This window comes from Xanthomonas rydalmerensis (assembly GCF_033170385.1).
Taxonomy (GTDB): domain Bacteria; phylum Pseudomonadota; class Gammaproteobacteria; order Xanthomonadales; family Xanthomonadaceae; genus Xanthomonas_A; species Xanthomonas_A rydalmerensis.
The window spans coordinates 1706449-1728770 of the sequence record NZ_CP126170.1 but is presented as its reverse complement, the minus strand read 5'-3'; the positions used below and the strand labels follow the sequence as shown (position 1 = coordinate 1728770).

Here is a 22322-nt window from a genome sequence, read left to right as displayed (position 1 = left end):
AAGCCGAATCTACCGTCTCTTTTTTCCCTACGTTCTGGATATCCGCGTGCGCTTTTTGCTTCTGTCCTGCTGCATTTTGTTGTTGACTGCCTGCGGCAAGGGTCCGCAAACCTTCCGCTTCGACAATCCGACCGGGCAGGCCTTGCCGATCCAGGTCGATGGACAGCCGCACAGCATCCCCGCACATGCCGAACTGGCCCTGGAACTGGCGCCGGGCGCGCACACCCTGCAGACCGCGCAACTCGGACGCGTGCCCTTCATCGTGTACGCCGATCACGACGGCGCCCTGGTCAATCCCACCCTGTCGGATTACTACTGGGTCGACGAGGTCTACTGGACCAGTACCGCCAAGCCGCGCGAGTTCCAGGGCGATGCGGTGGTCGAGGTGCGGGGCGTGGCACTGAAAGGCCGCTACGGGCAAGTCCACGACTTGTTCATCGTCAAGGACTGGGACTTCGACGTGCATACCCCATTCCCCGAGAACGCCGTCGGCGCAGTCGACAGCAGCGGCGGCCGGCGCATGCGCAAGATTTTCGCGCCCGACGACTTCGTCGCCTACGTCGAGAGCAGCCACGATGCCCCTGGCTATGTCGCGGCGCATCAGCCGCGCGATTGGCAGCCGCCGCAGCGCCGGGTCACGCCCGCGGCCGAACGCCTGCCGGCCTTGCCGCCAGTGATGGAGGCGCACGCCGGGCCGCTGCGCGCGCTGGTCAATGCCTACCTGCATGCGACCGATCCTGCCGAGCAACAGCGCCTGCGCAAGACCTACGTGTCCACGCAGATCGACTTCACCCATGCCACCGCGCGCCTGTTCAGCGGCCTGTCGGTGGACGACAACAAACGCGTCAACGCCTTCGTCGAGGGCGTCAGCCAGATCATGACCAGCCCCGCGCTGGTGACCGGCCCCTGAGCCGAGTCACCGGACGGCCGCGTACGGGTCGCCACGCGGCATTCGGCTAAACTCCACCACATTCACGTTCACCACGGCGTCCAATGAACCCGAACTACCTCGACTTCGAGCAACCCATCGCCGATCTGGAAGCCAAGATCCAGGAACTGCGCAACGCCAGCACCGGCCCGGCGGTCAACGTCGACGCCGAGGTGGGCGCGCTGGAGGACAAGCTGCGGGTGCGTACCGCGCAGATCTTCCGCGACCTGTCCTCGTGGCAGATCTCGCAGCTGGCGCGGCATCCGCAGCGCCCGTACACGCTGGACTACATCAACGTGTTCTGCGACGAATTCCAGGAGCTGGCCGGCGACCGCGCCTTCGCCGACGACAAGGCCATCGTCGGCGGCCTCGGCCGCATCGACGGCCGCGCGGTGGTGATCATCGGCCACCAGAAGGGCCGCGACACCAAGAGCAAGATCGCACGCAATTTCGGCATGCCGCGTCCGGAGGGCTACCGCAAGGCGCTGCGCCTGATGAAGCTGGCCGAACGCTTCAAGCTGCCGCTGCTGACCTTCATCGACACCCCCGGCGCCTACCCCGGCATCGGCGCCGAGGAGCGCGGCCAGAGCGAGGCGATCGCACGCAACCTGCTGGAGATGGCCGAACTGAAGGTGCCGGTGATCTGCACCGTGATCGGCGAAGGCGGCTCCGGCGGCGCGCTGGCGATCGGCGTGGGCGACCGCACCCTGATGCTGGAGTACGGCACCTACTCGGTGATCTCGCCGGAAGGCTGCGCCTCGATCCTGTGGAAGGACGCGTCCAAGGCCAAGGACGCCGCCGAACAACTCGGCCTGACCGCCAAGCGCCTGTCCGCGCTGGGCCTGGTCGACAAGGTGATCCGCGAACCGATCGGCGGTGCCCACCGCAACCCGACGCAGATGGCCAAGCGCCTGAAGGCGGTCCTGCTCAACGAACTGGACGCGCTGGAACAGCTGCCGATCGAGCAACTGCTGCAGAAGCGCTACGAGCGCCTGCGCGGCTACGGCGCCTACGAGACGGCGTGAGGCGCCGCGCGCGGCGCCTCGGGATTGGGGAATCGGGATTCGGGATTCGCAAAAGCGGGGCCTTCCGCTCCAGTGTTGATCGCGGCACCCCATAACACGTCGGCGCCGGGGAACTCGCTGTTACGAATCCCCAATCCCGAATCCCCAATCCCCGCTCAAAACGGCTTGGCCAACACCAGCCAGATCACCACCAGCAGCGCCAGCACCGGCAGTTCGTTGAACAGGCGCAGCGCGCGCGAGGACGGCAGCGGCTGTGCCTGGCCCACGCGCTTGAGCCAGCGGCCGGTGAAGATGTAGTAGGCCAGCATCAGCGCCACCAGGCCGAGCTTGGCGTGCAGCCAGCCGCTGTGGCCGGGCGCGACCATGGTCGGGAAGTCCGGCAGCACCTTGTAGCCCAGCCACAGGGTCAGCCCCAGCAGCAGCGCCAGGCCGAACATGCTGTGGCCGAAGCGGTACAGGCGCCGCCCCATCAGCGCCAGGCGTTCCTGCACCTGCGGCTGGCCCGCGCTCTCGGCGACGTTGACCAGGATCCGCGGCAGGTAGAACACCGCCGCCATCCATGCGATCACGAACAGCAGATGCAGGGACTTGATCCACAAATAGAGTTGCATGCGCTGGCTCCGGGTCGCTGGCGTAGGATGTGCGGCCATTTTCGCCGATTCGTCCGGCGCCCGCACGGATCACACGCGCTCATGAGCAAACAGTACGACGCCGACTACTTCCAGCGCTGGTATCGCCGCGACGGCATCGGCGATGCCGCGCGCCTGACGCGCAAGGTCGCCCTCGCCGTGGCCCAGGCCGAGTACTACCTGGAACGGCCGATCCGCAGCGTGCTCGACATCGGCTGCGGCGAAGGCGCCTGGCGCGCGCCGCTGCTGAAGTTGCGGCCGAAGCTGCGCTATCTCGGCTTCGACAGCAGCGACTACGCGGTCGCCCGCTATGGCCGCCACCGCAACCTGCACCCGGCGCGCTTCGGCGATTTCGCCTGGCTGCGGCCGTGTGCGCCGGTGGACCTGCTGGTGTGCTCGGACGTGCTGCATTACGTGCCCAGCCGCGAGTTGCGTCAGGGCCTGCCCGGCCTGGTGGAGTTGTGCGGCGGCGTGGCGTTCCTGGAGACCTTCGCCGCCGAAGACGACTTCGACGGCGACCACGCCGGCTTCCAGCCGCGCGCGGCGCGTTGGTACCGGCGCCAGTTCGGTGCGCTCGGGCTGCGCCCGGTGGGCAGTCATTGCTGGCTGGCGCCAGCGTTGGCGGGGGATGCGGCGGCGCTGGAGACGATTGGTCTGGTGCCCCATTAAGGTGCAAACAGCGCGGATGCGCTATGCTGCACGGCAGCATACGCTCAGGATGGAAACGCCGGCATGCTCTACCAGTGGCACGAACTGACCCGTAACCTGCTCGCCCCCTGGGTGCACCAGGCCGAAGCCAACGCCAAGATCTTCTCCGATCCCAACAGCCTGTGGTCGACGCTGCCAGGCGCCGAGCGCCTAGCCGCCAGCAACGAGCTGATGCACCGCCTCGGCAAGGACTACGAGAAGCCGGCCTGGGCGCTGGACCATGTCGAGGTCGACGGCCACGCGCTGCCGATCGTCGAACAGGAAGTGCTGCGCAAGCCGTTCTGCCGCCTGCTGCGCTTCAAGCGTTTCAGCGACGACGCCAAGGTCGTGGACGGTCTCAAGAAGCAGCCGGCCGTGCTGGTGGTGGCGCCGCTGTCCGGCCACCACGCCACGCTGCTGCGCGACACCGTGCGCACCTTGCTGCGCGATCACAAGGTCTACGTCACCGACTGGATCGACGCGCGCATGGTGCCGCAGGCCGAAGGCGACTTCGGGCTGGACGACTACGTGCGCTACGTGCAGGACTTCATCCGCCACATCGGCGCCGAGTCGCTGCACGTGATGAGCGTGTGCCAGCCGACCGTGCCGGTGCTGGCCGCGGTGTCGCTGATGGCCGGGCGCGGCGAGACCACGCCGCGTTCGCTGGTGATGATGGGCGGCCCGATCGACGCGCGGCGCAGCCCCACCGAGGTCAACAACCTGGCCACGCGCAATCCGCTGTCCTGGTTCGAGCACAACGTCATCCACACCGTGCCGCCGTCATACCCGGGCCACGGCCGCGAGGTCTATCCGGGCTTCCTGCAGCACATCGGCTTCCTGGCGATGAACCCGAGCCGGCACTTCATGTCGCACTGGGATTTCTACGCCAACCTGGTCAAGGGCGACCTGCAGGACGCCGAGGCGCACCGCCGCTTCTACGACGAGTACAACGCGGTGCTGGACATGCCGGCCACCTACTACCTGGACACCATCCGCGTGGTGTTCCAGGAGTTCCTGCTGCCGCGCGGCGAATGGGTGATCGACGGCGAACGCGTCGATCCGGCCGCGATCCGCGACACCGCGCTGCTCAGCATCGAAGGCGAGCTGGACGACATCTCCGGACTGGGCCAGACCGCGGCCGCGCAGGACCTGTGCACCGGCATTCCCGCCGCGCGCCGCCAGCACCTGGAAGTGCAAGGCGCCGGTCATTACGGCATCTTCAGCGGCCGCCGCTGGCGCGACATCGTGTATCCGCAAGTGCGCAGCTTCATCGCCGCCAACGCCGCTGCCAGCCGCGCGCCGGCGACCGGCAACGTCACCCCGCTCAAGCGCCGCGGCAGCCGCAAGGCCGGCTGAGCCGGTAACGTCCGCGGCCGGCAGTCGCCGGCCGCGGCACCTCGTCATTGCCCCGCGCTGTGCACCAGCAGGTGCTTTGCCAGCAGGCCATGCAGCTTGCCGACCGCGCGCGCCAGGTGCAGCGTAGCGAACAGCAGCACGATGCCCAGCGCGCTCCACACCGGCAGCAGCCACGGCGCGCTTTCGATGACGTTCCCGTCGACGAACATCGCATTGAACTGCTGCGGCAGGAAGAACCCCAGCGGCGCCGCCGCGAGCGCCAGCCCAATACTCAGCAGGGTGATGAACACGCTGAAGTAGAAGGTGCCCAGCGGCAGCATCAGCAGGAAGTACAGCATCGTGGTCCAGGTGCGCGCATCGGTGAACATCTGCCCGATGCGCCGCAGCCAGGGTTGTGCGCGCTCGCTGTACAGCGGCCGCCGCGGCATGCGTTCGCCCAGCAGCACTTCCACGATGCGCCCTTCCACCAGCGACAGCACGCGCACCGAGCCGAAGAACAGCACCAGCAACGGCACGCCGATGATCAGCACCAGCATGCCCAGCGACACGCTGGCCCCGGTCACCACCCAGGTGAAGTAGAAGATGCCGGTGACCAGCGACAGCAGCATGTAGAAGAGCGCGCCGTAGGCGCGCGTGTCGGCGGCCACGCCAAAGAAGCGGCCGAGCAACGACTTGCGCTTCGGCGGCGCCGGCGGCTTCAGCGCGCGGTTCACCGTCACCTCCGTCTCACGGTAGATCTCGGCCACCTCATCCGGCGCACCGTAGCTGCCGGCCACGCCGGCGATGACCTCGGCCTCGCTCTTGCCCGGCTGCTCGGCCAGCTCCGAACGCAGGTATTCCTCCGCGTCGTACAGCGCGTCCTGGACCAGCGCCGGGTCGGCGCCGGCCAGCGCCGCGCGCAGTTGCGCCAGGTAGTCGGGAATGGTGGTCGGCAAGGGCCGCGGTGCGGTGTGTGCGCTGCTCATTCTGAAATCCCCTTCAGCACGGAATCGACGGAATCGCGGGTGGCGCGCCACGCCGCGGCCCATTGCCGCAGCGTGGTCAGGCCCGCCGCGGTGATGTGGTAGTAACGCCGCGGCGGCCCGGCCACCGACGGCTCGACATGGCTGGACAGCAGGCCAGCCGCCTCCAGGTTGCGCAGCACCGGGTACAGCGCGCTCTGCTTGCCGCTGAGCACGCCCTCGCCCACCTGTTCCAGGCGCTTGGCGATCAGGTAGCCGTACAGCGGCGCCTCGGCCGCGGCCAGCACCGCCAGCAGGGCCAGCGACACCGTGCCGGCGCTCAGCTCCTTCTGGAACTTCTTCAGTTGTGCATCCGGCTCGACCATGGCGCCCTCGCTAGGTTGAGATAGATACTAGTACCGAGTTCGACATAGTCCCTGTGCCGTTGGTCATGCCTGCCTCGCCTGCCCGCCACCGGTGCGACAAACGATTCGACAACACCGCGCTGACTACACTCGGAAGACTTCTTTCTCGCATGCCATCCAGGAGGTCACGCATGAGTTCGACGCCCGCCACCCCACAGCCCGGGCAGGCCACCGACGCCAGCTTCGCCGGATCCGGCAACCAGTTCTCGGTCGGCGGGGTCAAGCGCGACCCGGCGGCCGGCTCGGGTTCGCTCGAGTACAGCCGCACGGCCGCAGAGGCCAAGTACGGCCCGCTGGAATACGCGGTGGTGCATACCGGCAAGGTCGGCGCCGGCCGCAAGGAGGAAGACGGCAAGACCACGTTCAATGTCGAGATGGAGTTCACCCAGGGCCATCGCATCCAGGGCGACTTCAAAGCCGGGCGCCTGGCGGCCGACGGCAGCCTGACCCAGGCCACCGGCGAGCGCGGCCGCTACGAGGTCAGGCTGCCCGGCGCGGCCACGGCCGACGCCGCTGCGCGGGTGAATCCCTTCGATCCCACGACCATCCCGGAAGGCGGCCGCGTCAGGCTCGATGGCCAGGTATTCGCCAAGACCTCGATGGAGGCCGCGTTCCGCGGCTTCGCCACGTCCAGCGAACGCACCGACGCGGCCGGCATGAGCTATGCGGTGGAGCGCCTGGACGCCGACCGCGTCCGCGTCGCGGTCGGCCCGACCCAGGCGGTGGAGCGTCTGGAGGCGATGGGGCTGAAGACCGACATCGCCCAGGCCATGCTCGGCCGGCAGGACGCGCTGGGTCAGGCGACCATGCGCACCGCCACCTTCGACCTGCGCGAGCCGCAGGCGCAGGCCGCCTATCGCACGTTCCTGGCCAGCGGCCGACTCGCCGCCGACGTGCCCGGCGTCGGCGACGTGCAGAAGGTCGAAAGCCTGACCATGAGTTCGGAGACCCGCGCCCAGCTCGGCCTGGGTCCGTTCAAGGCCGAACTGGGCGGCCAGCGCAACAGCGGCGAGAACGTGCGCACCACCTATGCCGATGGCAGTTCCAGCGTGGTCGGCAAGGCGCAGTACGCCGGCAACGTGCCGATGACCCTGACCCGTCAGTTCGATCCGGCGGGCAAGGAGCGCGTGGACGAGCGCAGCTACCAGTTCACCTTCGACAAGGTCGACCACAACCAGGCGCAGCTGCTCAACGCCGCGCTGACCGGCAAGGACACCGCCTCGGCCGATACGCCGATCGCGGCCGGCCAGAACGCCACCCTGCGCTTCTCCGAACAGCAGATGGACGCGCTGCGCCAGCAGTACCAGCGTGCCGCCCAGGCCAGTCCGATGACCGCGCACGAGGCCGCCCAGTATGAAAAACAGAGTCCGCAGGACTTCGCGATCGGGCTGGCGCGAAACCTGGGCAATTCCCAGTACGGCCTGAGCGAGCGCCTGTTTCGCGTGGCCAGCAGCGCCGGCGGCACGCCGGGCGGCGACCTGGTGCGCATCGACGCGCAGGTCGAGCGCGCCGACCAGCCATCACCGTCGGCGCCCGCGCGCTCCGCGCCGAGCACCGGCGCTGCGTCCGAGGTACGTGCCGCCGCCGATCCGCAGCAGCAGGCGATGCAGCAGGCGATCGCGAGCAAGCTCAGCCCCTACGATGCCAACGTCGCCGGCAGCCTGCTGCTGGCGGCACGGCGCGACGGCCTGACCCAGGTCGATCACATCCTGCGCAACGACAACGGACGCGTGTTCGCGGTGCAGGGCGATCCCATGTCCGGCGACAAGCGGGTGGCCTACGTGGACGCCGCGCAGGCCGCGACCATCCCGGCCGCCGAAAGCGCCAGGCAACTGGCCGCGCTGCCGCCGGCCCCAAGCCAGGCGCCGGTGCAGGAGGCGCAGGAACCGCAGCGGCGCGCGCTGTCATAGGCGGCACTGCCGGCGGCACGGCGGTCGCGCCATGCCGCCGGCGCATTGGCAGCGGCCGCCGCTTCGGTGAGAATCGAGCGCTCACCGACCGGGCCGCCCTCATGCCGCTGCGCACTTCCCTGCTCGCCCTCGCGTTGTCGCTGTCCACCTTCGCCGCGGCGGCAGGGGCGCCGCCGCCGGCCGTGCCGTACCGCAGCCCGCAACAGATCCTGGACGCCTCCAAGCCCAGCGACTGGCGCACCCTGGATCCGGCGAACACGCTCTACCTGGAACTGGAGACCGGCCGCGTGATCATCGAGCTGGCGCCGGCGTTCGCGCCGCAGCACGTCGGCAACATCCGCACCCTCGCCCACGAGCACTTCTGGGACGGCCTGAGCATCTACCGCTCGCAGGACAATTTCGTGGTGCAGTTCGGCGACCCCGACGGCGAGGAGCCGGGCAAGGCCAAGTCGCTGGGCAGCGCCAAGACGCATCTGCCGGCCGAATTCCAGCGCCCCGCCGCGGGCCTGGCGTTCCAGCCCCTGCCCGACCGCGATGGCTGGGCGCCGCAGGTGGGCTTCGTCGACGGCTTCCCGGTGGCGCGCGATCCCAAGGCCGGCACCGCCTGGCTGGCGCACTGCTACGGCACGCTCGGCGCCGGCCGCAACAACGATGAGGACAGCAGCATCGGCGCCGAACTGTACGTGGTCACCGGACAGTCGCCACGGCAACTGGACCGCAACATCACCGTGGTCGGCCGCGTGGTCAAGGGCATGGAACTGCTCAGCGTGATCCCGCGCGGGCCGGACCCGATGGGCTTCTACGAAAAACCCGAGCAGCGCACGCCGATCCGCGCGATCCGCCTGGCCAGCGACGTGCCGGAAGCCGAACGTACCCCGCTGCAAGTGTTGCGCACCGACACCCGCACCTTCCGCGAAGTCGCCGAAGCGCGGCGCAACCGCCGCGACGCGTTCTACAAGCGCCCGGCCGGGCACATCGACCTGTGCAACGTGCCGCTGCCGGTGCGCACGCCGCCGCAGTAGCGTATTCCGCGCGACGCTGCGCGCTCAGGCGCCGCCGGCAGCGCGCCGTTGCGGCTGCTGCGCGTGCAGGAAGCGGGTGAACAGTTCGCGCGGCTGCTCCACGTCGCACTCGGTCAGCAGCATGGCGATGTTGCCGCGGTGGAAGGCGCCGTGCGCGAGCACGTGGAACAGCATTTCCTGCCGGCTCATGCTGCCGGCGTCGCCATCGGTGAAACGGAACGCGAGCGTCTGCTGCAAGGCGGCCGCGTCGAGCCGGGCGACGTAATCGGCATACCATCGGTCCGATTCGGTCACGGCCGCGCCCAGCGCCACCAGTTCCGGCGTCTGCGGCGTGTTGCTCGCGGTGAATGCATGCGTGCCGCCCTGCAGGTGCGCGGCGAAGATCCGGTCCACCACGTAGGTGTGGTTCAACAGCCGGATCGCGCGCTCCCGCTGCGCCGGAAACGCATCGCCGTCGATCTGCGCCAGCGCCTGCAGCAGTTCGGCGTTGGCCCAGGCCTTGAAGGCGAACTGCGATGCAAGCAGGGAATCGGTCATTGCGTCGTTCTCCAGGCCGAAAGGCGTGTGCCACACGGCGATTATGGCGCGCCGGTGCGCCGCCAGCTCGGGCACCTTCGCGCACGTTGCCGCGGCGCTGCTACCGCGCGCGCTGACTGAAGGCGACGCTGCCCAGGATCAGCATGCCGGCCAGCAACATGGTCCAGGTCAGCGGTTCGCCGAGCAGCGCCCAGGCCAGCAGCGCGCCGAACACCGGCACCAGATAGGTCACCGTCGACGCGCGCGCCGGGCCGATGCGCTGGATCAACCGGTAGTACAACAGGAACGCCAGCCCGGTACACAGCACGCCCAGACCGCCGGCGCAGGCCCAGGCGACGGCCGGCACCGGGGCGGCCGGCCAATGCGTCCAGGCCAGCGGCGCCAGCAGCAAGGCGCTGCAACCCAGGGTGGACGCGGCGGCCGCGGCCGGCGGCAGATCGCTCATGTGCCGCTTCACCAGGCTGTAACCGATGCCGTACAGCAGCGAAGCGGTGGTGCCGGCCAGCGCGGCGGGCCCCACGCTGATGCCGGCCGACTTGCCGGTGGCCAACACCACGATGCCGGCGAAGCCGATCAACAGTGCCAACGCGCGGCGCGTGCCGATCTTCTCGCCGAAGAACAGGAACGCGATCAATGCGGTGAACAGCACGGTCATCGCGTTGCAGATCGCGCCGATCGCCGCCGGCGCATGTTGCGCGCCCCAGGCGAACAGCAGGAACGGCAGCGCGGAGTTGAGCAAGCCGATCCCCGCCAGGGTCGGCCAGCGCCGCAGCGGGAAGCGCGCCCGCGCCAGCCACAGGAACGGCAGCAGCACCGCCGCGCCCAGCGCCAGGCGCAGTTCCACCAGCGCATAGGCGCCGAACTGCGGCGCGGCCACGCGCATGAACAGGAACGAGCAGCCCCAGACGATGCCGAGGAAGCCCAGTTCCAGCGGCGTGCGCCAGTCGCGCGTCGCAGCGCCGTCGGGTGCGGACGCAGCAGGGGCGGAGATGGCCGGCTGCAGGGAGGTATCGGAAGTAGGCATGGAGGAGGCTCGCGGTCGACCGGAAACGCGCCGCAGCGATCGTGCGGCGCCACGCATCCGCGGCCGGCTGCGGGTGCCGAGCGGCGCCTTCGCGCCGACCCCGCCTCGCCGCTGCGCGCCGCGCATGTCGCGTTCGGCTGCCAGCATCATCCTGCGCCACGGGGCCGACAAGCGCGTAGTATCGTCGCGAGCCACAAATCTGCCGCGTGTCTGCTCATGCAACTGCGCCCGTCCCTGCTGCCCGCGCTTGGCGTGTTCGCCGCCGCGGCCCGCCACCAGAACTTCGCCCATGCCGCGGAGGAACTGCACCTCACCGCCAGTGCGGTCAGCCACCATGTGCGGCGCCTGGAAGCCCTGCTCGGCGCCACGCTGTTCCAGCGCCACGCGCGCGGGGTCAAGCTGACCGCCGAAGGCCGGCAACTGGCCGATGCCGCCAGCGCGGCACTGGCCGACATCGCCGCGGTCGCCGGCAACCTGCATCCGCAGGCCGACACCGCGCCGCTGCGCCTCACCACACTGCGCTCGCTCTCGTACTGCTGGCTGCTGCCGCGCCTGCCGCGGTTCTGCCAGGCCTACCCGCACGTACGCCTGGAGATCCAGACCGACTCCGCGTTCTCGCGCTTCGAAGACGGCGGCCCGGAACTCGGCATCCGCTACGGCCAGGGCGACTGGCCGGGACTGACCTCGCACCACCTGATGGACGACGAACTGTTCCCGGTGGCCTCGCCGGCCCTGCCGCAACTGGCGACGCTGCGCCGGCCCGATCAGATCGCGCAGTTGCCGCTGCTCACCGACATGTCGCCGCAGGGCTGGCGCGACTGGTTCCGCGCCGCCGGCGTGCGCGGCGTGGCGCTGCCGCCGATGCACACCTTCAACGACAGCACCGATGCGATGCGCGCGGCGGTGTACGGCGTGGGCGCGGTGCTGGCGCGCAAGCACATCGCCCAGCCCTACCTGCAACGCTACGAGCTGGTGCGCCTGCCCGGCCCGGCGCTGACCGCGCGCTATTCCTACTACATCGTGCATCCGACCCACCGCCTGCTCAGCCCGGCCGCCAGCCACTTCGTCGACTGGCTCAAGCGCGAGGCGCTGGACGAGCGCACGCCGATGCCGGCGCTGCCGGCGGAACTGCTGGGGTTGCCGCCGAAAGCGGGTTAGCGCCCCTGGCCGCACGCATTCGCGGGGGTGGCATCGACCATGACCGATGCCGTGCGTGCGCAGTGCGTGTGCAATGAGATGGTGGCGCGACCGAGATCTTGCGTCTCACGGCGGGTCGCGTCGGGACTTAAGTCCCTCCCACAGAGAGCGGAAGCCCCTCTCCCATCGAGGGAGGGGTTGGGGTGGGTCCGACGCACAAGCGACTCGCGTAGTCTGGATGGACGAGGCTGCGCCCATCCCCTCGTCCGCGCCTGCGCTGCACCTTCCCCGAAAAGGGGGCCATGATCCCGATGAGGAAAGACACGCCGTCGCCTCTCTTCGATCGGGACAGCGGGTCAAGGTGAGGCTCCAGCCGTCTCATCGACCTGCAGCGCACGCCCGCCCGACTGCGAATGCGGCAACGGCCGAATGCGCACGCGGTGCGCGCAAATGTCCACATCCCGATACAGCATCGAACGTCCGTTGCGAAAGGTGAAGCGAAGATCGTAGCGGCAGGCATGACCGGCGAGCGGAAAGGTCGCTGCGTCGCCGCCGCCCCGCAACGGCGCGTGGAGCGCGACCTCGCGGAACTGTTCACTGCTTGGTGCAGCGACGGCCAGCGACGTCAGCGCGTCGTAGGCGCGGTTGCTCAGTTCCAGATAGCGCACCGACTCGGCCGCGGCAGCCGGTGCGGTCGCAACGGACAGGACAAGAGTCAAGGCAAGGACGCGGATCGAGGGCATGACGGATCTCCGATGGGAAGGATGCGCCAGCCACGCGGGGTGGATTCCGCTGTGCTGGCCTGCCCATCAGGCCGGGTGATCGAGCGGCTGCAAATCGATTCGGGACGAATCGTCGTTCTCGCGCTCCCAATCGTAGTGGGCGCGCGCCGGCGCTTTCCACGGCGTGTCGCTGCGCCTAGGATGCGCCCGTCACCCCTCGACCACCTCTGGATGAACGTCCGACTCGGCAATACCGAAATGAGCCTGGGGCGCTATATCGCGCTGTGGACGCTGGTGGCCATGGTGTTCATGCTCCAGAACATCGTCAACAACGGTGCGGTTGCCAGCAGATGGCCTTTGGAGGTGCCCATCCGATGGTCGCTGATCCAGTGGTACAGCTGGGCCCTCCTGGCGCCCACCGTCTTCCGGCTCGCCGAACGCTTTCCTGTCCGTGGCGCTCAGCGCTTCCACGGGCTTGGCGCGCAGGCAGTCGCAAGCCTGTGCGTGACGTTTGCCGCGATGGTCATCGGCGCGCTGGCCTCCACCCTGTTCGAGCCCAGTGGTTTCGCTGAACAGCTGGGATATTTCCTGGAGCAGCACTTCGCCATCGGGTTGCTGACCTACTGGACCCTGTTCGCGATCCAGCAAGCGCTGCACTTCCACGCCGAGAAGACCCGGCGCGAAGTGGAAGCCAGCCGCCTGGCCGCCGAGCTCGCGCAGTCGCGCCTGCAAGTGCTGAAGAGCCAGCTGCAACCGCATTTCCTGTTCAACACGCTGCATGCCATCGTCACCCTGCTGGACGAAGACACCGTCGCCGCCGAGGACATGCTGCTGCGGTTGAGCGAACTGCTGCGCGCGTTCCTGGAAGAATACGACGGCCAGGAAATCACCCTGGAACGCGAACTGGCCCTGCTCGACCTGTATCTCGGCATCCAGCGCAAGCGGTACGGCGACCGCCTGAGCGCGAAGATCTATGTCGCCCCCGGCACCCTGCACTGCGCGGTGCCCAGCCTGCTGCTGCAACCCCTGGTGGAGAATGCGATCCGCCATGGCATCGGCCAGCGTGTCGGCAGCGACCGCATCGAGATCGAGAGCCGGCGCGAAGGCGACACGCTGTCCATCGAAGTGCGCAACGGCAACAGCACGCTGGAGGAAAACAGCAAAGCGGGCGGACACGGCATCGGCTTCTCCAATACTCGCCTGCGGCTGCAGGAACTCTACGGCGACAACGCCGACATCCGGCTCGACATGCTCTATCCGCACGGCGTTGCCTGCCGCATCCGGCTGCCGTTCCGCGAGCTGGACGCCGAGGAAGCCCCGGAGCACCTCCCTGCATGAGCGTCACCGCGCTGGTGATCGACGACGAGCCGATCGCACGCCACGCCATCGTGCGGCTGCTGCGCGCCGATCCGGACATCGAACTGCTCGGCGAATGCGGCGATGGCGCCTCTGCGGTGGTCGCAATCCGCAGCCAGTCGCCCGACCTGGTGTTCCTGGACATCCAGATGCCGGCGATGACCGGCATGGACGTCGTCGCCACGATCGGTGCGGCCAACATGCCGGCGACGATCTTCGTCACCGCCTACGAGCACTACGCGGTCCGTGCGTTCGAGGCCAACGCGGTGGACTACCTGGTCAAACCCTTCAGCCGCGAACGCTTCGCCGAGACCCTGCAGCGTGCGAAACGGCGCCTGTCCGCCCGCATCGGCGTGGGCACCTCTTCCGAGGCGCGCATCCTGCAGACCCTGGATGCGTTGCGCCAGCGCGACGACTATCTGCAACGGATTCCAGTGCGCGTCGACGAGGCAGTGGTGCTGGTCGCGGTCGAGGACATCGTCTGGATCAAGGCCAGCCGCAACACGGTGCTGATCCACCTCGCCGACCGCACCCATGAACTGCGTGAGACCATGGCCACGCTGGCCGCGCGGCTGGACCCGCGCCACTTCGCCCGAGTGCACCGGTCCGCGATCATCAACCTGCGCCGGGTCAAGGCGATCCACCCCTGGTTCAACGGCCACCATGTGGTCACGATGGATACGGGGCAGCAATTGCGCATGAGCCGCTATCAGCACGAAGCCTTCCTGCGGCTGGTGACGACGCGCAAGGAAAGTTGAACGAAACACGCTTAATACGCCGCTCATCTCTTCACTAAGGCGACTCTTCTCATGACTGGCGAACGTCATGGGGGAAACCGCGTCACCGCGTCGATTCGGCACTTGACATGGACCAGGCGACACGTCATTAATTAACTAATTCGTTAATTAGCTAAACCCCGATGTCCATCGATCGCGTTTTCGAAGCCCTCGCTTCGCGGCCACGCCGCGAGATCCTGGCCTACCTGTCGGCCCAGGAACTTACCGCTGGGGAGATCGGGCAGCGCTTCGCGATGAGCGCGCCGGCGATCTCGCGGCATCTGTCCGTGCTGGAAGCGGCGGGACTGGTGGCGAGCGAGCGCCGCGGCCAGTTCGTGGTCTACCGGCTCACCCCGGACAACCTGGTCAATACCCTCAGCGGTTTCGCCTTCGAGATCTGCCCCAGTGCCGGCCCGCTCAAACGCGAGTCGCGCAGGCAGGCCAAGCGCACCGCCTGATCCTTCCGCCACGGCAACAGGAGTCCGCCGATGACCGCCGCACCGCTCAGCGAACACGCCGCCGCGCAAACCGGATTTCCCTCGGTGCGCCTGCCCTCCTACAGCGGCGGCTTGCCGGTGGAGGTCATCCTGATCGCCCAGCTCGGCGTGGGTGCCGGCGATCCGCTGATCGCCCAGGCCTGCCTGCGCCAGCGCGCGCATCCGCAGTTCCGCGATGCGCTGGACGAACCCTCGGCGCGTCTGGCCGGCACGGATTTCGGCAATGGCGAGTCGACCGCACTGTATTCGTTCGCGGTCGGCAGCGGCGGCCATCCGTTCCATTGCCATGCCGGGCATCGCATGTTCACCGCGATCACCGGCAGCGGCGGCGCGCTGCTGCGTTTCAGTACCGCCTCGCCAGCGCAACTGCAGGAGGATCCGCAGCATTTCCTCGCCGCGCTGCGGCATGTCGAACTGCCCGCCGACTGCCTGTTCAGCGTGCGCTTCGGCGGCGGCACCTGGCACCAGTTCGCGCCGCTGCGCGCGCAGTCCGGGCATCCGGCGTTCTTCGCCCTGTCCTGCCACAGCGACGAAGCCGGCGGCGTGCTTGCCGAGGACGTGCGCGCACAGGTCCTGGCCGGCACCGCCGACATCGCCACCCTCACCGAACTGCTTCCGGCCCCGGTCGCGGCGCTGCTCGCATCGCCGCAGGCGCAGGCGCTGCCCGTACCGACGGTGCGGCTGTCGCTGGCGGCGTCGCCAGGCAGCCGGCGCCTGGCCTGGTGCGCCGGCCTGCGCGCCCTCAGCGGACGCCTGCGGCAGCGGCTGGGCGCCTGGCGGCATCCAGCCGGTTTCGCGGCGCTCGCGCCACGCTTGCCGCGGGCACGGGTGACGCGACAGTTGCTGCCCGGCTCGCTGCTCGAACAGCAGCTGCCCGCGCATCATCACCAGGACAGCGTGCGGCTGACGGTGCCGGCGCAGGCGCTGCGGCCACTGGGCGCACACGCACTGATGGCCGCCTTGCTGGACGGCTTCCTGCGGCACCCGCCGCGTACCGTGACCTGGCTGATGCGCCTGCGCAACGTGCTGGTCGCGCCGCTGCGGCTGCGCACCTCGCCGCTGGGCTGCCCGGTGTCCTCGCTGCTGTCGCCGCAGCGCGATCAGTTGTTCGCCGGCCGCTTCCCGGTGCTGGCGCAGGCCTCCACGGCGCAGGCGCGGCGCGTGCAGGTGCTGCTCGGCGCCGACGACCGCCACCTGGTGTTCCGCAGTTGCGTGGGCGTGACGCTGCGCGACGACGGCAGCGCCGAGCTGAGCCTGGAGACGCGTGTGGCCTGCCGCAACCGCTTCGGACACCTGTACATGGCCCTGATCGCCGCCGCGCACCGCCGCTACATCGCACCGACGCTGCTGCACGCGGCCGCCGAGGCGCTGCTGCTGCCGGTGGCCGAGCATGCCGGGCCGGACGCGGTCGTGCCACTGCGCTGAGCGCGTCATCACCCCGCCTTAGCCGATGCCTGCCTAGCCTGCGCCTTCCCCCCAAGAGGAAGGCACATGCCCCAGCTCCGCATCCGCATCACCGGCAGCGAGGACGACGCCCGCGCCATCATCAACCTGCTGTCGAGCCTGGAAGGCATCGAACACGTCGAGGAAATCGACGACCTGATGCCGCACATGGACGACGACGATTCGAGTTCCGCCGGTCTGCCCGACGATCAGGGACCGGGCACCCACGAAGTGGAGGTGGAAGCCGGCAACACCGCCACCGCACAGAAGGTGCGCGAGGCGGTGGAAGCGCTGGCGTTCGAGCTGGACGTGATCGTCGAGTTCGAACAGGACGAAGGCTGACGCCGGCCGATGGGACGTTGCGCCGTGTGGCGCCGCGTCCCGGAAGGCCGCATGGCCTGCTTGCGTAGAAGTACGGTCAGCCGCGTCCCCTGGTTTGGGTACGTTGCGGCCATGCGTCGGGATTGAAGCATTCCCACGCTGCCAGCACGCGCATCGTCGATGTACTTGCAGGGGCAGCGTCAGCCACGGCCCGGGATCAATGACCGACCAGACCTGTTCGATGCCACGCCACCCTGCGTGGCATGCGTGCGGCAAGCGCAGCGCCGCCCCACCTCGCTGGCGTATCGCCTGGGGCGCTCCCGCCCGATCCACATCGGACGGGAAAGCCACGTCTCCTAAGCTGCGCGCCGCCGACGTCGACGCCAGGCGATCAGCCGCCACAGCGCATAGCCGAGCAGCACGAACGGCGCCAGGCCGACCACTGCGCGAATCGCCCAGGCGATCGATCCGGCAAAGATTTCGCCACTGTCGCGCAGCGCATCGCCGATGTCGCTGCGGCTACGCTCGGCGGTCGGCGCGGCGAAGGTCAGCGTCACCCGCTGCGTATCCAGGCGACGGCGCTGCTGCGCGGCTTCCTGGCTGGTGGCGAGCAACTGCGTCTCCACGGCGGCCAGTTTCTCCGACAGCGCGATCATGTCGGCCACGCTGAGATCGCGGCGCTGCTGGAACTCCTGCAGGCGCCGCTGCTCGGCCTGCAGACGCTGGCGCTGCGCGTCGTTGTCCTGCACCTCCTGCGCCAGATCCTCGGCATGGGTGGTGCGGCTTTCGATCTGGCCACCCTGGCCTGCCTGTGCGATCAACGGCTCGACCCCGGCCGGCGCGATCCGCACGCTGAGTTCGCCGTGTGGCTGCTCGCCGCCACGCTGTTCGACCTGCAACACCGTGCAGGCCCCGAAACGCGACTGCTGGCACTCCTCCTGGAGTTGTTTGAGCCGCGCGGGAATCTGCGCCGCCGGCAGCGCCACATCGACCTCGTGCTCATAGGCCAGTGTCGCCATGGCGCGATGCTCTTCGCCAGGCGCACCCGCGGCGAAGGACGCATCTGCCGCCTGCGCCGCGGCCTCGGCGGCGCTGCTGGCAGCATCGGCGGCATAGGGCGGCGCCGCAGCGCTCTCGCCGCCACGGCTGCAGGCCGCAATCGCCGCCATCAACGCCAGGGAAACGCCCCAGCCGCGCCAGCGCCGGCTGCCAGGCCGCGGGCCGCGTCGAGCGCTCGCAGTCTCGGCACGCCCTGCCCCGGCTGCGGCAGGCAGTGCGGCATCGTCCGTGGCGACCTCGAAATCGCACACACTGCGGCCGCGATGGCGACGTCCCTTGTCCTGCATTTCGATGCTCCTGAGTGGCGAAAGCGTCAAGGGTAATCCAATGGCAGGGGCGCCGGCAGCACGGCGGGGCTACCCTGGCGGATCGACCCACTCCAGGAACCCCGATGCGCAAGCACCTGCTCGCCGCCGCCCTGCTCGCCGCCCTCGCCGGCTGCCAGAAACCCGCCGATGCGCCCGCCGCCAGCAACGCCGCTCCCGGCCAGGCCGCGGCCGCCACCGATGCCGCCGCCGACGCCAGCTTCGCCGCGCTGTCCAAGCGCGCCGTCGACACCTGGATGCAGCTGTCCCCGGTCGGCGCCACCCAGACCGGCGACCACCGCTACGACAGCGAACTGGACGACCTCAGCGCCGCCGGCCGGCAGAAGAGCCTGGAGGCGAGCAAGGAGTTGCTGGCCGAGCTGGACAAGCTCGACGTGGCCAAGCTCTCGCGCGAGAACCAGGTGGACGCGGCGATCCTGCGCAACCAATTGCAGTCCGACATCTGGAGCAACGAGGTGGCGCAGGGCTGGGCGACCGACCCGCAGGTCTACAACGGCCTGGCCGGCGGCGCGATCTACGGACTGATGGCGCGCGAGTTCGCGCCGCTGCCGGAGCGGCTGAAGTCGGCCACCGCGCGCATGGAAAAGATCCCGGCGTTGTTCGCGCAGGCGCGCGCCAACCTCGACCCGGCCCGCGTGTCGGAGATCAGCGCCAAGACCGTGGCCAAGCAGAACCGCGGCATCCTCAGCATCGTCGACAGCTTCATCGTCCCGCACATCCAGGAACTGCCGCAGGCCGACGCGCAACGCCTGCAGGCGGCGATCGAGGGCCTGAAGAAGGCCGTGGCCGAGCAACAGACCTGGCTGGACCAGACCCTGGTGCCCAACGCCAAGGGCGATTTCCGCCTGGGTGCGGAGAAGTACGACCAGAAGCTGAAGTTCGCGCTCAACTCCTCGCTGTCGCGCGCCGACATCAAGCAGCGCGCCGAAGCCGAGCTCACGCGCGTGCGCCAGGACATGTACGCCATCGCCCGCACCGTGCTCAAGGACAAGCCCGGCGCCCCGGCGCTGGTCGACGCGCCCAGCGACGCGCAGCAGCAGAAGGCGATCGAGGCGGCGCTGGAGCTGGCCTACGCGCAGCATCCGGCGCGCGACAAGGTGGTCGAGGACGCCAAGGCCTCGCTGGCCGATGCCACCGACTTCGTGCGCAAGAAGGATCTGGTGACCCTGCCCGACGCGCCGGTGGACATCATCCTGATGCCCGAGTTCCAGCGCGGCGTGGCGGTGGCGTACTGCGATTCGCCCGGTCCGCTCGACAAGAACCTGAAGACCTTCTACGCGGTGTCGCCGATTCCCGACGACTGGACCGCGCAGCAGGCCGACTCGTTCCTGCGCGAATACAACAGCCGCATGATCCACCTGCTGAGCATCCACGAGGGCGTGCCCGGGCATTACGTGGAAGGCTGGCACTCGGCCAAGTTCCCGTCCACCCTGCGCGGCGTGCTGCGCTCGGGCGTGTTCGCCGAAGGCTGGGCGGTGTACACCGAGCGGATGATGCAGGAGCAGGGCTACCTGGACAACGATCCGCTGTTCCACCTGGTGCAGCTGAAGTTCTATCTGCGCAGCATCGCCAACGCGCTGCTCGATCAGGGCGTGCACGTGGACGGCTGGAGCAAGGAACAGGCGCTGCACCTGATGGTCCACGACACCTTCCAGCAGCAGAGCGAGGCCGAGGGCAAGTGGGTGCGCGCGCAGCTGACCTCGACCCAGTTGCCGACCTACTTCGTCGGCGTGCAGGAACACCTGGACCTGCGCAAGGCGATGCAGGACAAGCTCGGCGACAAGTTCAACCTCAAGGCCTACCACGACCAGGTGCTGTCCTACGGCGCCCCGCCGGTACGGTTCGTGCGCGAGCTGATGCTGGACGAGCCGATCAAGTAGCGGGGATTGGGGAGTCGGGATTGGGGATTGGCAACGGCGGCGTTGCCGATGCGCCTAGAGAAAAGCCCCCTCGATGGAGGGGGCTGCCGAAGACGGCACAAAGTGCGAACCGGAAGGCGTGCCTGCAATTGACGGTGCGCAGCGCACAGCGGCCATCTCGCTGCCGTCAGGCCGCGACCGCATCGGCCCGAGGCGAAACCTGCGCGTGAAGGCATTGGCAGATACCGCCGCAATCAGCGGCGGCACCTGCGTCACTCACTCGCCGTAGACCTCGATTTCCGAGTAGGCCAACCACGAGTACGGGTTGTTGGCCTCGATCTTCAGGTACTGGGCGGTGCTGCCGTTCAAGGCGATGTACACCGGCGCCACGTCGGACTGATCGGGCTCGGTGTAGTACTGCGGGTTGTCGAAGTACACCGGCCCGGGATTGGTGCTGCCGCCGAACACCGCGCCATGCCGGCCGGCGGAGACCGCGAAGTCGATCGGCTGCGCGACGCCCGCGGTTTCGCTGGCCGCGGTGCGCACGGTGATGCGCACGCCGGTGACCTTGCGCGTCTGCCCCAGGTTCACGGTGACGCTGCCCCAGTTGGTGCGTGCGTTCCAGTAGTCGGTATCGCTGAAGAAGCGGCCGTCGTACAGCGAGGCCAGGTTGTCCGAGTTGGTCGGCGACGCCGCGCCGACGATCGGCAGGCGCTTGATCAGGTTGAGCGACGACGGCGCCACGTACTGCACCTTGCGCAGCGGCAGGCCGGCCTCGCTGTAGCCGGTGTTGCTCAGGCCGGCCTTGATGTAGGCCTCTCGCTCGAGCGGCCGGGTCTGGGTGTTGCCGTAGCGCGAGGCGATCGCGGCAACGATCGGCGCGGCGAACGAGGTGCCGGAGACCGCTTCGGTGCCACCGTCGTAAATGAGGTTGGTGATTTCGTGCGCCGGCGCCCACGCCTCGACGCAAGGGCCGACGGTCGATCCCTTCGCATAGCCGCCCCAGCGATCGCTGTTCTGTGCGCCGGCAAAGCGCGAGCCGTCACGCTGCAAGCCACCGACCACGACGATGCCATCCATGTCGCGTGCGGCCCCCTGCTGGGTCTGCGGATCGATGTAGCCGAACGCCACCTTGCACGCGTCCTGCTCCAGCGGCGAGAGCCCGACGGTGTAGGCATTGCCCGCCGACTGGGTGATGAAGAAACGATTGCTCGCCGCGCGCATCCGACGGCCCCAACGATTGCTGGCATTGAACGGGTTGTAGGTCCCACCTGGGCTCTGATTGAACGACATGTTCAGGACGGCGAATTCGCCCGACGCTTCGGCGTAGCGCACTGCGGCATCCAGCGCGGTGGCCACGGTGCTTTCGTTCAGATCGGCAAGGCCGAACGCCTTGATCGGCTGGCCAGGATTGACCCCGCGCACCAGTTGTCCATTCTGCCTGGCACCGATCAGCCCTGCCGTCGCCGTGCTGTGCAGGGGGTTGGGCGAAAGCGTCGGGAAATCCTGGCGATACACCACGTTGAGCTCGGGATGCGGCGGATTGTCCAGCACCGCATCGAGCAGATACGCGGGATTGGACGTGGTGACTCCATCGTTGGTCTGCGTGTACGGCAGCGCCCAGGGCGTGATCTCGCCGCCATTGACGATGTCGCCCGCAGCGGAGAACGTGGCGTGCGTGGCTTCGACCCCGCGCACCGAGACCACCCAGTCGGCCTTGAGCAGTTGCGCCGCGGTGCGCTCCGGCATCCAGGCATAGACGGTGCTGGACACCGTGGACAGCACCCGCTCGATCTTCACCCCCGGCAGCTGCGCGATCTGGTCGGCGTAGTGGACCATGCCGGTGCTGTTCTCGTGCGCGCGGATCGCCGGATCCAGGGTGCGGTAGTCCGAGGGACGGGACTTGGCGTACAGGCGCGTGGTCTCCTGCAGCACGAACGGGTTGAGGTCGATCGCGTACAGGCGCCGTCCCTGCGTATCGGTGCGCGGCATGGTCGCTTCCTGCAGCATGCGCTTGGCCGGGAACTTGCCGCCGCCGGCGGCTTGCGGCTGCGCGTGCGCGGAGGCGACGGCCAGGCTCGCCAGCAGCGCGGCCAGCAGCAACTCGGTCGATGTCTTCTTCATGGACTCATCCTTTGACTGGGAGATGCCCCGCGCGTCGGGGCACCGGAACAGGGGTTCCACCCATCAAGGACGAGGAGCGCATGCGCCTCCCCTACCGCGTGCGCGGCATCGTCTACTCAGGCAGACGCTGCGCGCTGTGCATCACAGTCCGCACGTTCGTCGCATCGATGCGGCAGCGTCGGCAAGGCGATATGGCGTGGGCACCGATGTCGCGGTGC

21 protein-coding genes are annotated in these 22322 nt (G+C 68.8%); 13 read left to right on the top strand and 8 right to left on the bottom strand.

The window, feature by feature from the left end:
* The first annotated feature begins 46 nt into the window (after window positions 1-46).
* Window positions 47-910: a hypothetical protein gene (locus QN245_RS07120; RefSeq protein ID WP_317844933.1), complete on the top strand. Its 864-nt coding sequence runs from the start codon at window positions 47-49 to the stop codon at window positions 908-910.
* A gap of 83 nt (window positions 911-993) precedes the next feature.
* Window positions 994-1953, top strand: a complete 960-nt coding sequence (locus QN245_RS07115; RefSeq protein ID WP_160969946.1) for an acetyl-CoA carboxylase carboxyltransferase subunit alpha — start codon at window positions 994-996, stop codon at window positions 1951-1953.
* A gap of 155 nt (window positions 1954-2108) precedes the next feature.
* Here QN245_RS07115 and QN245_RS07110 read toward each other — a convergent pair whose 3' ends face one another.
* Window positions 2109-2564 (bottom strand): HemJ family protein, encoded by a 456-nt coding sequence (locus QN245_RS07110; RefSeq protein WP_317844932.1) that lies wholly within the window; start codon window positions 2562-2564, stop codon window positions 2109-2111.
* Window positions 2565-2645: 81 nt separating this feature from the next.
* On the opposite strand from QN245_RS07110, the gene QN245_RS07105 reads away from it, so the two are divergent.
* Together QN245_RS07105 and QN245_RS07100 are read left to right on the top strand one after the other, a co-directional pair.
* The gene (locus tag QN245_RS07105) at window positions 2646-3251 is read left to right on the top strand and encodes a class I SAM-dependent DNA methyltransferase (protein WP_160969950.1); all 606 of its coding nucleotides are present in this window, start codon (window positions 2646-2648) and stop codon (window positions 3249-3251) included.
* Window positions 3252-3314: 63 nt separating this feature from the next.
* A complete protein-coding gene (locus QN245_RS07100; protein ID WP_184446808.1) occupies window positions 3315-4625 on the top strand; it encodes a polyhydroxyalkanoate depolymerase in 1311 nt (436 codons plus the stop codon).
* A gap of 44 nt (window positions 4626-4669) precedes the next feature.
* Here QN245_RS07100 and QN245_RS07095 read toward each other — a convergent pair whose 3' ends face one another.
* A complete protein-coding gene (locus QN245_RS07095; RefSeq protein WP_317844931.1) occupies window positions 4670-5590 on the bottom strand; it encodes a sensor domain-containing protein in 921 nt (306 codons plus the stop codon).
* Window positions 5587-5952: a PadR family transcriptional regulator gene (locus QN245_RS07090; RefSeq protein WP_048492168.1), complete on the bottom strand. Its 366-nt coding sequence runs from the start codon at window positions 5950-5952 to the stop codon at window positions 5587-5589. The genes QN245_RS07095 and QN245_RS07090 overlap by 4 nt, the downstream gene beginning before the upstream one ends.
* A 170-nt stretch (window positions 5953-6122) precedes the next feature.
* On the opposite strand from QN245_RS07090, the gene QN245_RS07085 reads away from it, so the two are divergent.
* A complete protein-coding gene (locus tag QN245_RS07085) occupies window positions 6123-7901 on the top strand; it encodes an XVIPCD domain-containing protein (protein WP_317844930.1) in 1779 nt (592 codons plus the stop codon).
* A 101-nt stretch (window positions 7902-8002) separates the two neighbouring features.
* The gene (locus tag QN245_RS07080) at window positions 8003-8923 is read left to right on the top strand and encodes a peptidylprolyl isomerase (RefSeq protein ID WP_184446812.1); all 921 of its coding nucleotides are present in this window, start codon (window positions 8003-8005) and stop codon (window positions 8921-8923) included.
* A gap of 24 nt (window positions 8924-8947) precedes the next feature.
* Here the strand turns inward: QN245_RS07080 and QN245_RS07075 are convergent, their stop codons facing one another.
* On the bottom strand, window positions 8948-9460 hold the full coding sequence (locus QN245_RS07075) for a DinB family protein (RefSeq protein ID WP_317844929.1): 513 nt from the start codon (window positions 9458-9460) through the stop codon (window positions 8948-8950).
* A 100-nt stretch (window positions 9461-9560) separates the two neighbouring features.
* A complete protein-coding gene (locus QN245_RS07070; RefSeq protein WP_425612919.1) occupies window positions 9561-10484 on the bottom strand; it encodes a DMT family transporter in 924 nt (307 codons plus the stop codon).
* A 216-nt stretch (window positions 10485-10700) separates the two neighbouring features.
* Between QN245_RS07070 and QN245_RS07065 the strand changes: the two genes are divergently transcribed.
* Complete coding sequence (locus QN245_RS07065; protein WP_317844928.1) at window positions 10701-11642, top strand: LysR substrate-binding domain-containing protein; 942 nt, start codon at window positions 10701-10703, stop codon at window positions 11640-11642.
* A 335-nt stretch (window positions 11643-11977) separates the two neighbouring features.
* Here QN245_RS07065 and QN245_RS07060 read toward each other — a convergent pair whose 3' ends face one another.
* Entirely contained in the window at window positions 11978-12364 is a 387-nt protein-coding gene (locus QN245_RS07060; RefSeq protein ID WP_317844927.1) for a hypothetical protein, read from the bottom strand.
* Between the two features lie 21 nt (window positions 12365-12385).
* Here QN245_RS07060 and QN245_RS07055 point away from each other — a divergent pair, with 21 nt between their 5' ends.
* The 5 genes from QN245_RS07055 to QN245_RS07035 all read left to right on the top strand — a co-directional run bounded on the left by QN245_RS07055 (window position 12386) and on the right by QN245_RS07035 (window position 16757).
* The gene (locus QN245_RS07055; protein WP_237475437.1) at window positions 12386-13681 is read left to right on the top strand and encodes a sensor histidine kinase; all 1296 of its coding nucleotides are present in this window, start codon (window positions 12386-12388) and stop codon (window positions 13679-13681) included.
* Window positions 13678-14457, top strand: coding sequence for a LytR/AlgR family response regulator transcription factor (locus QN245_RS07050; RefSeq protein ID WP_317844926.1), 780 nt, complete (start codon window positions 13678-13680; stop codon window positions 14455-14457). The genes QN245_RS07055 and QN245_RS07050 overlap by 4 nt, the downstream gene beginning before the upstream one ends.
* Window positions 14458-14618: 161 nt before the next feature.
* Window positions 14619-14933, top strand: coding sequence for a metalloregulator ArsR/SmtB family transcription factor (locus QN245_RS07045; RefSeq protein WP_017909067.1), 315 nt, complete (start codon window positions 14619-14621; stop codon window positions 14931-14933).
* Between the two features lie 30 nt (window positions 14934-14963).
* On the top strand, window positions 14964-16397 hold the full coding sequence (locus tag QN245_RS07040) for a DUF2867 domain-containing protein (RefSeq protein WP_317844925.1): 1434 nt from the start codon (window positions 14964-14966) through the stop codon (window positions 16395-16397).
* Between the two features lie 66 nt (window positions 16398-16463).
* The gene (locus QN245_RS07035) at window positions 16464-16757 is read left to right on the top strand and encodes a hypothetical protein (RefSeq protein ID WP_317844924.1); all 294 of its coding nucleotides are present in this window, start codon (window positions 16464-16466) and stop codon (window positions 16755-16757) included.
* A 335-nt stretch (window positions 16758-17092) separates the two neighbouring features.
* Here the strand turns inward: QN245_RS07035 and QN245_RS07030 are convergent, their stop codons facing one another.
* Complete coding sequence (locus QN245_RS07030) at window positions 17093-17905, bottom strand: DUF4349 domain-containing protein (protein ID WP_317844923.1); 813 nt, start codon at window positions 17903-17905, stop codon at window positions 17093-17095.
* Window positions 17906-18186: 281 nt separating this feature from the next.
* Between QN245_RS07030 and QN245_RS07025 the strand changes: the two genes are divergently transcribed.
* A complete protein-coding gene (locus QN245_RS07025) occupies window positions 18187-20001 on the top strand; it encodes a DUF885 domain-containing protein (RefSeq protein WP_317844922.1) in 1815 nt (604 codons plus the stop codon).
* A gap of 255 nt (window positions 20002-20256) precedes the next feature.
* Here the strand turns inward: QN245_RS07025 and QN245_RS07020 are convergent, their stop codons facing one another.
* Entirely contained in the window at window positions 20257-22104 is a 1848-nt protein-coding gene (locus tag QN245_RS07020) for a S8/S53 family peptidase (protein WP_317844921.1), read from the bottom strand.
* Window positions 22105-22322: the final 218 nt, after the last annotated feature.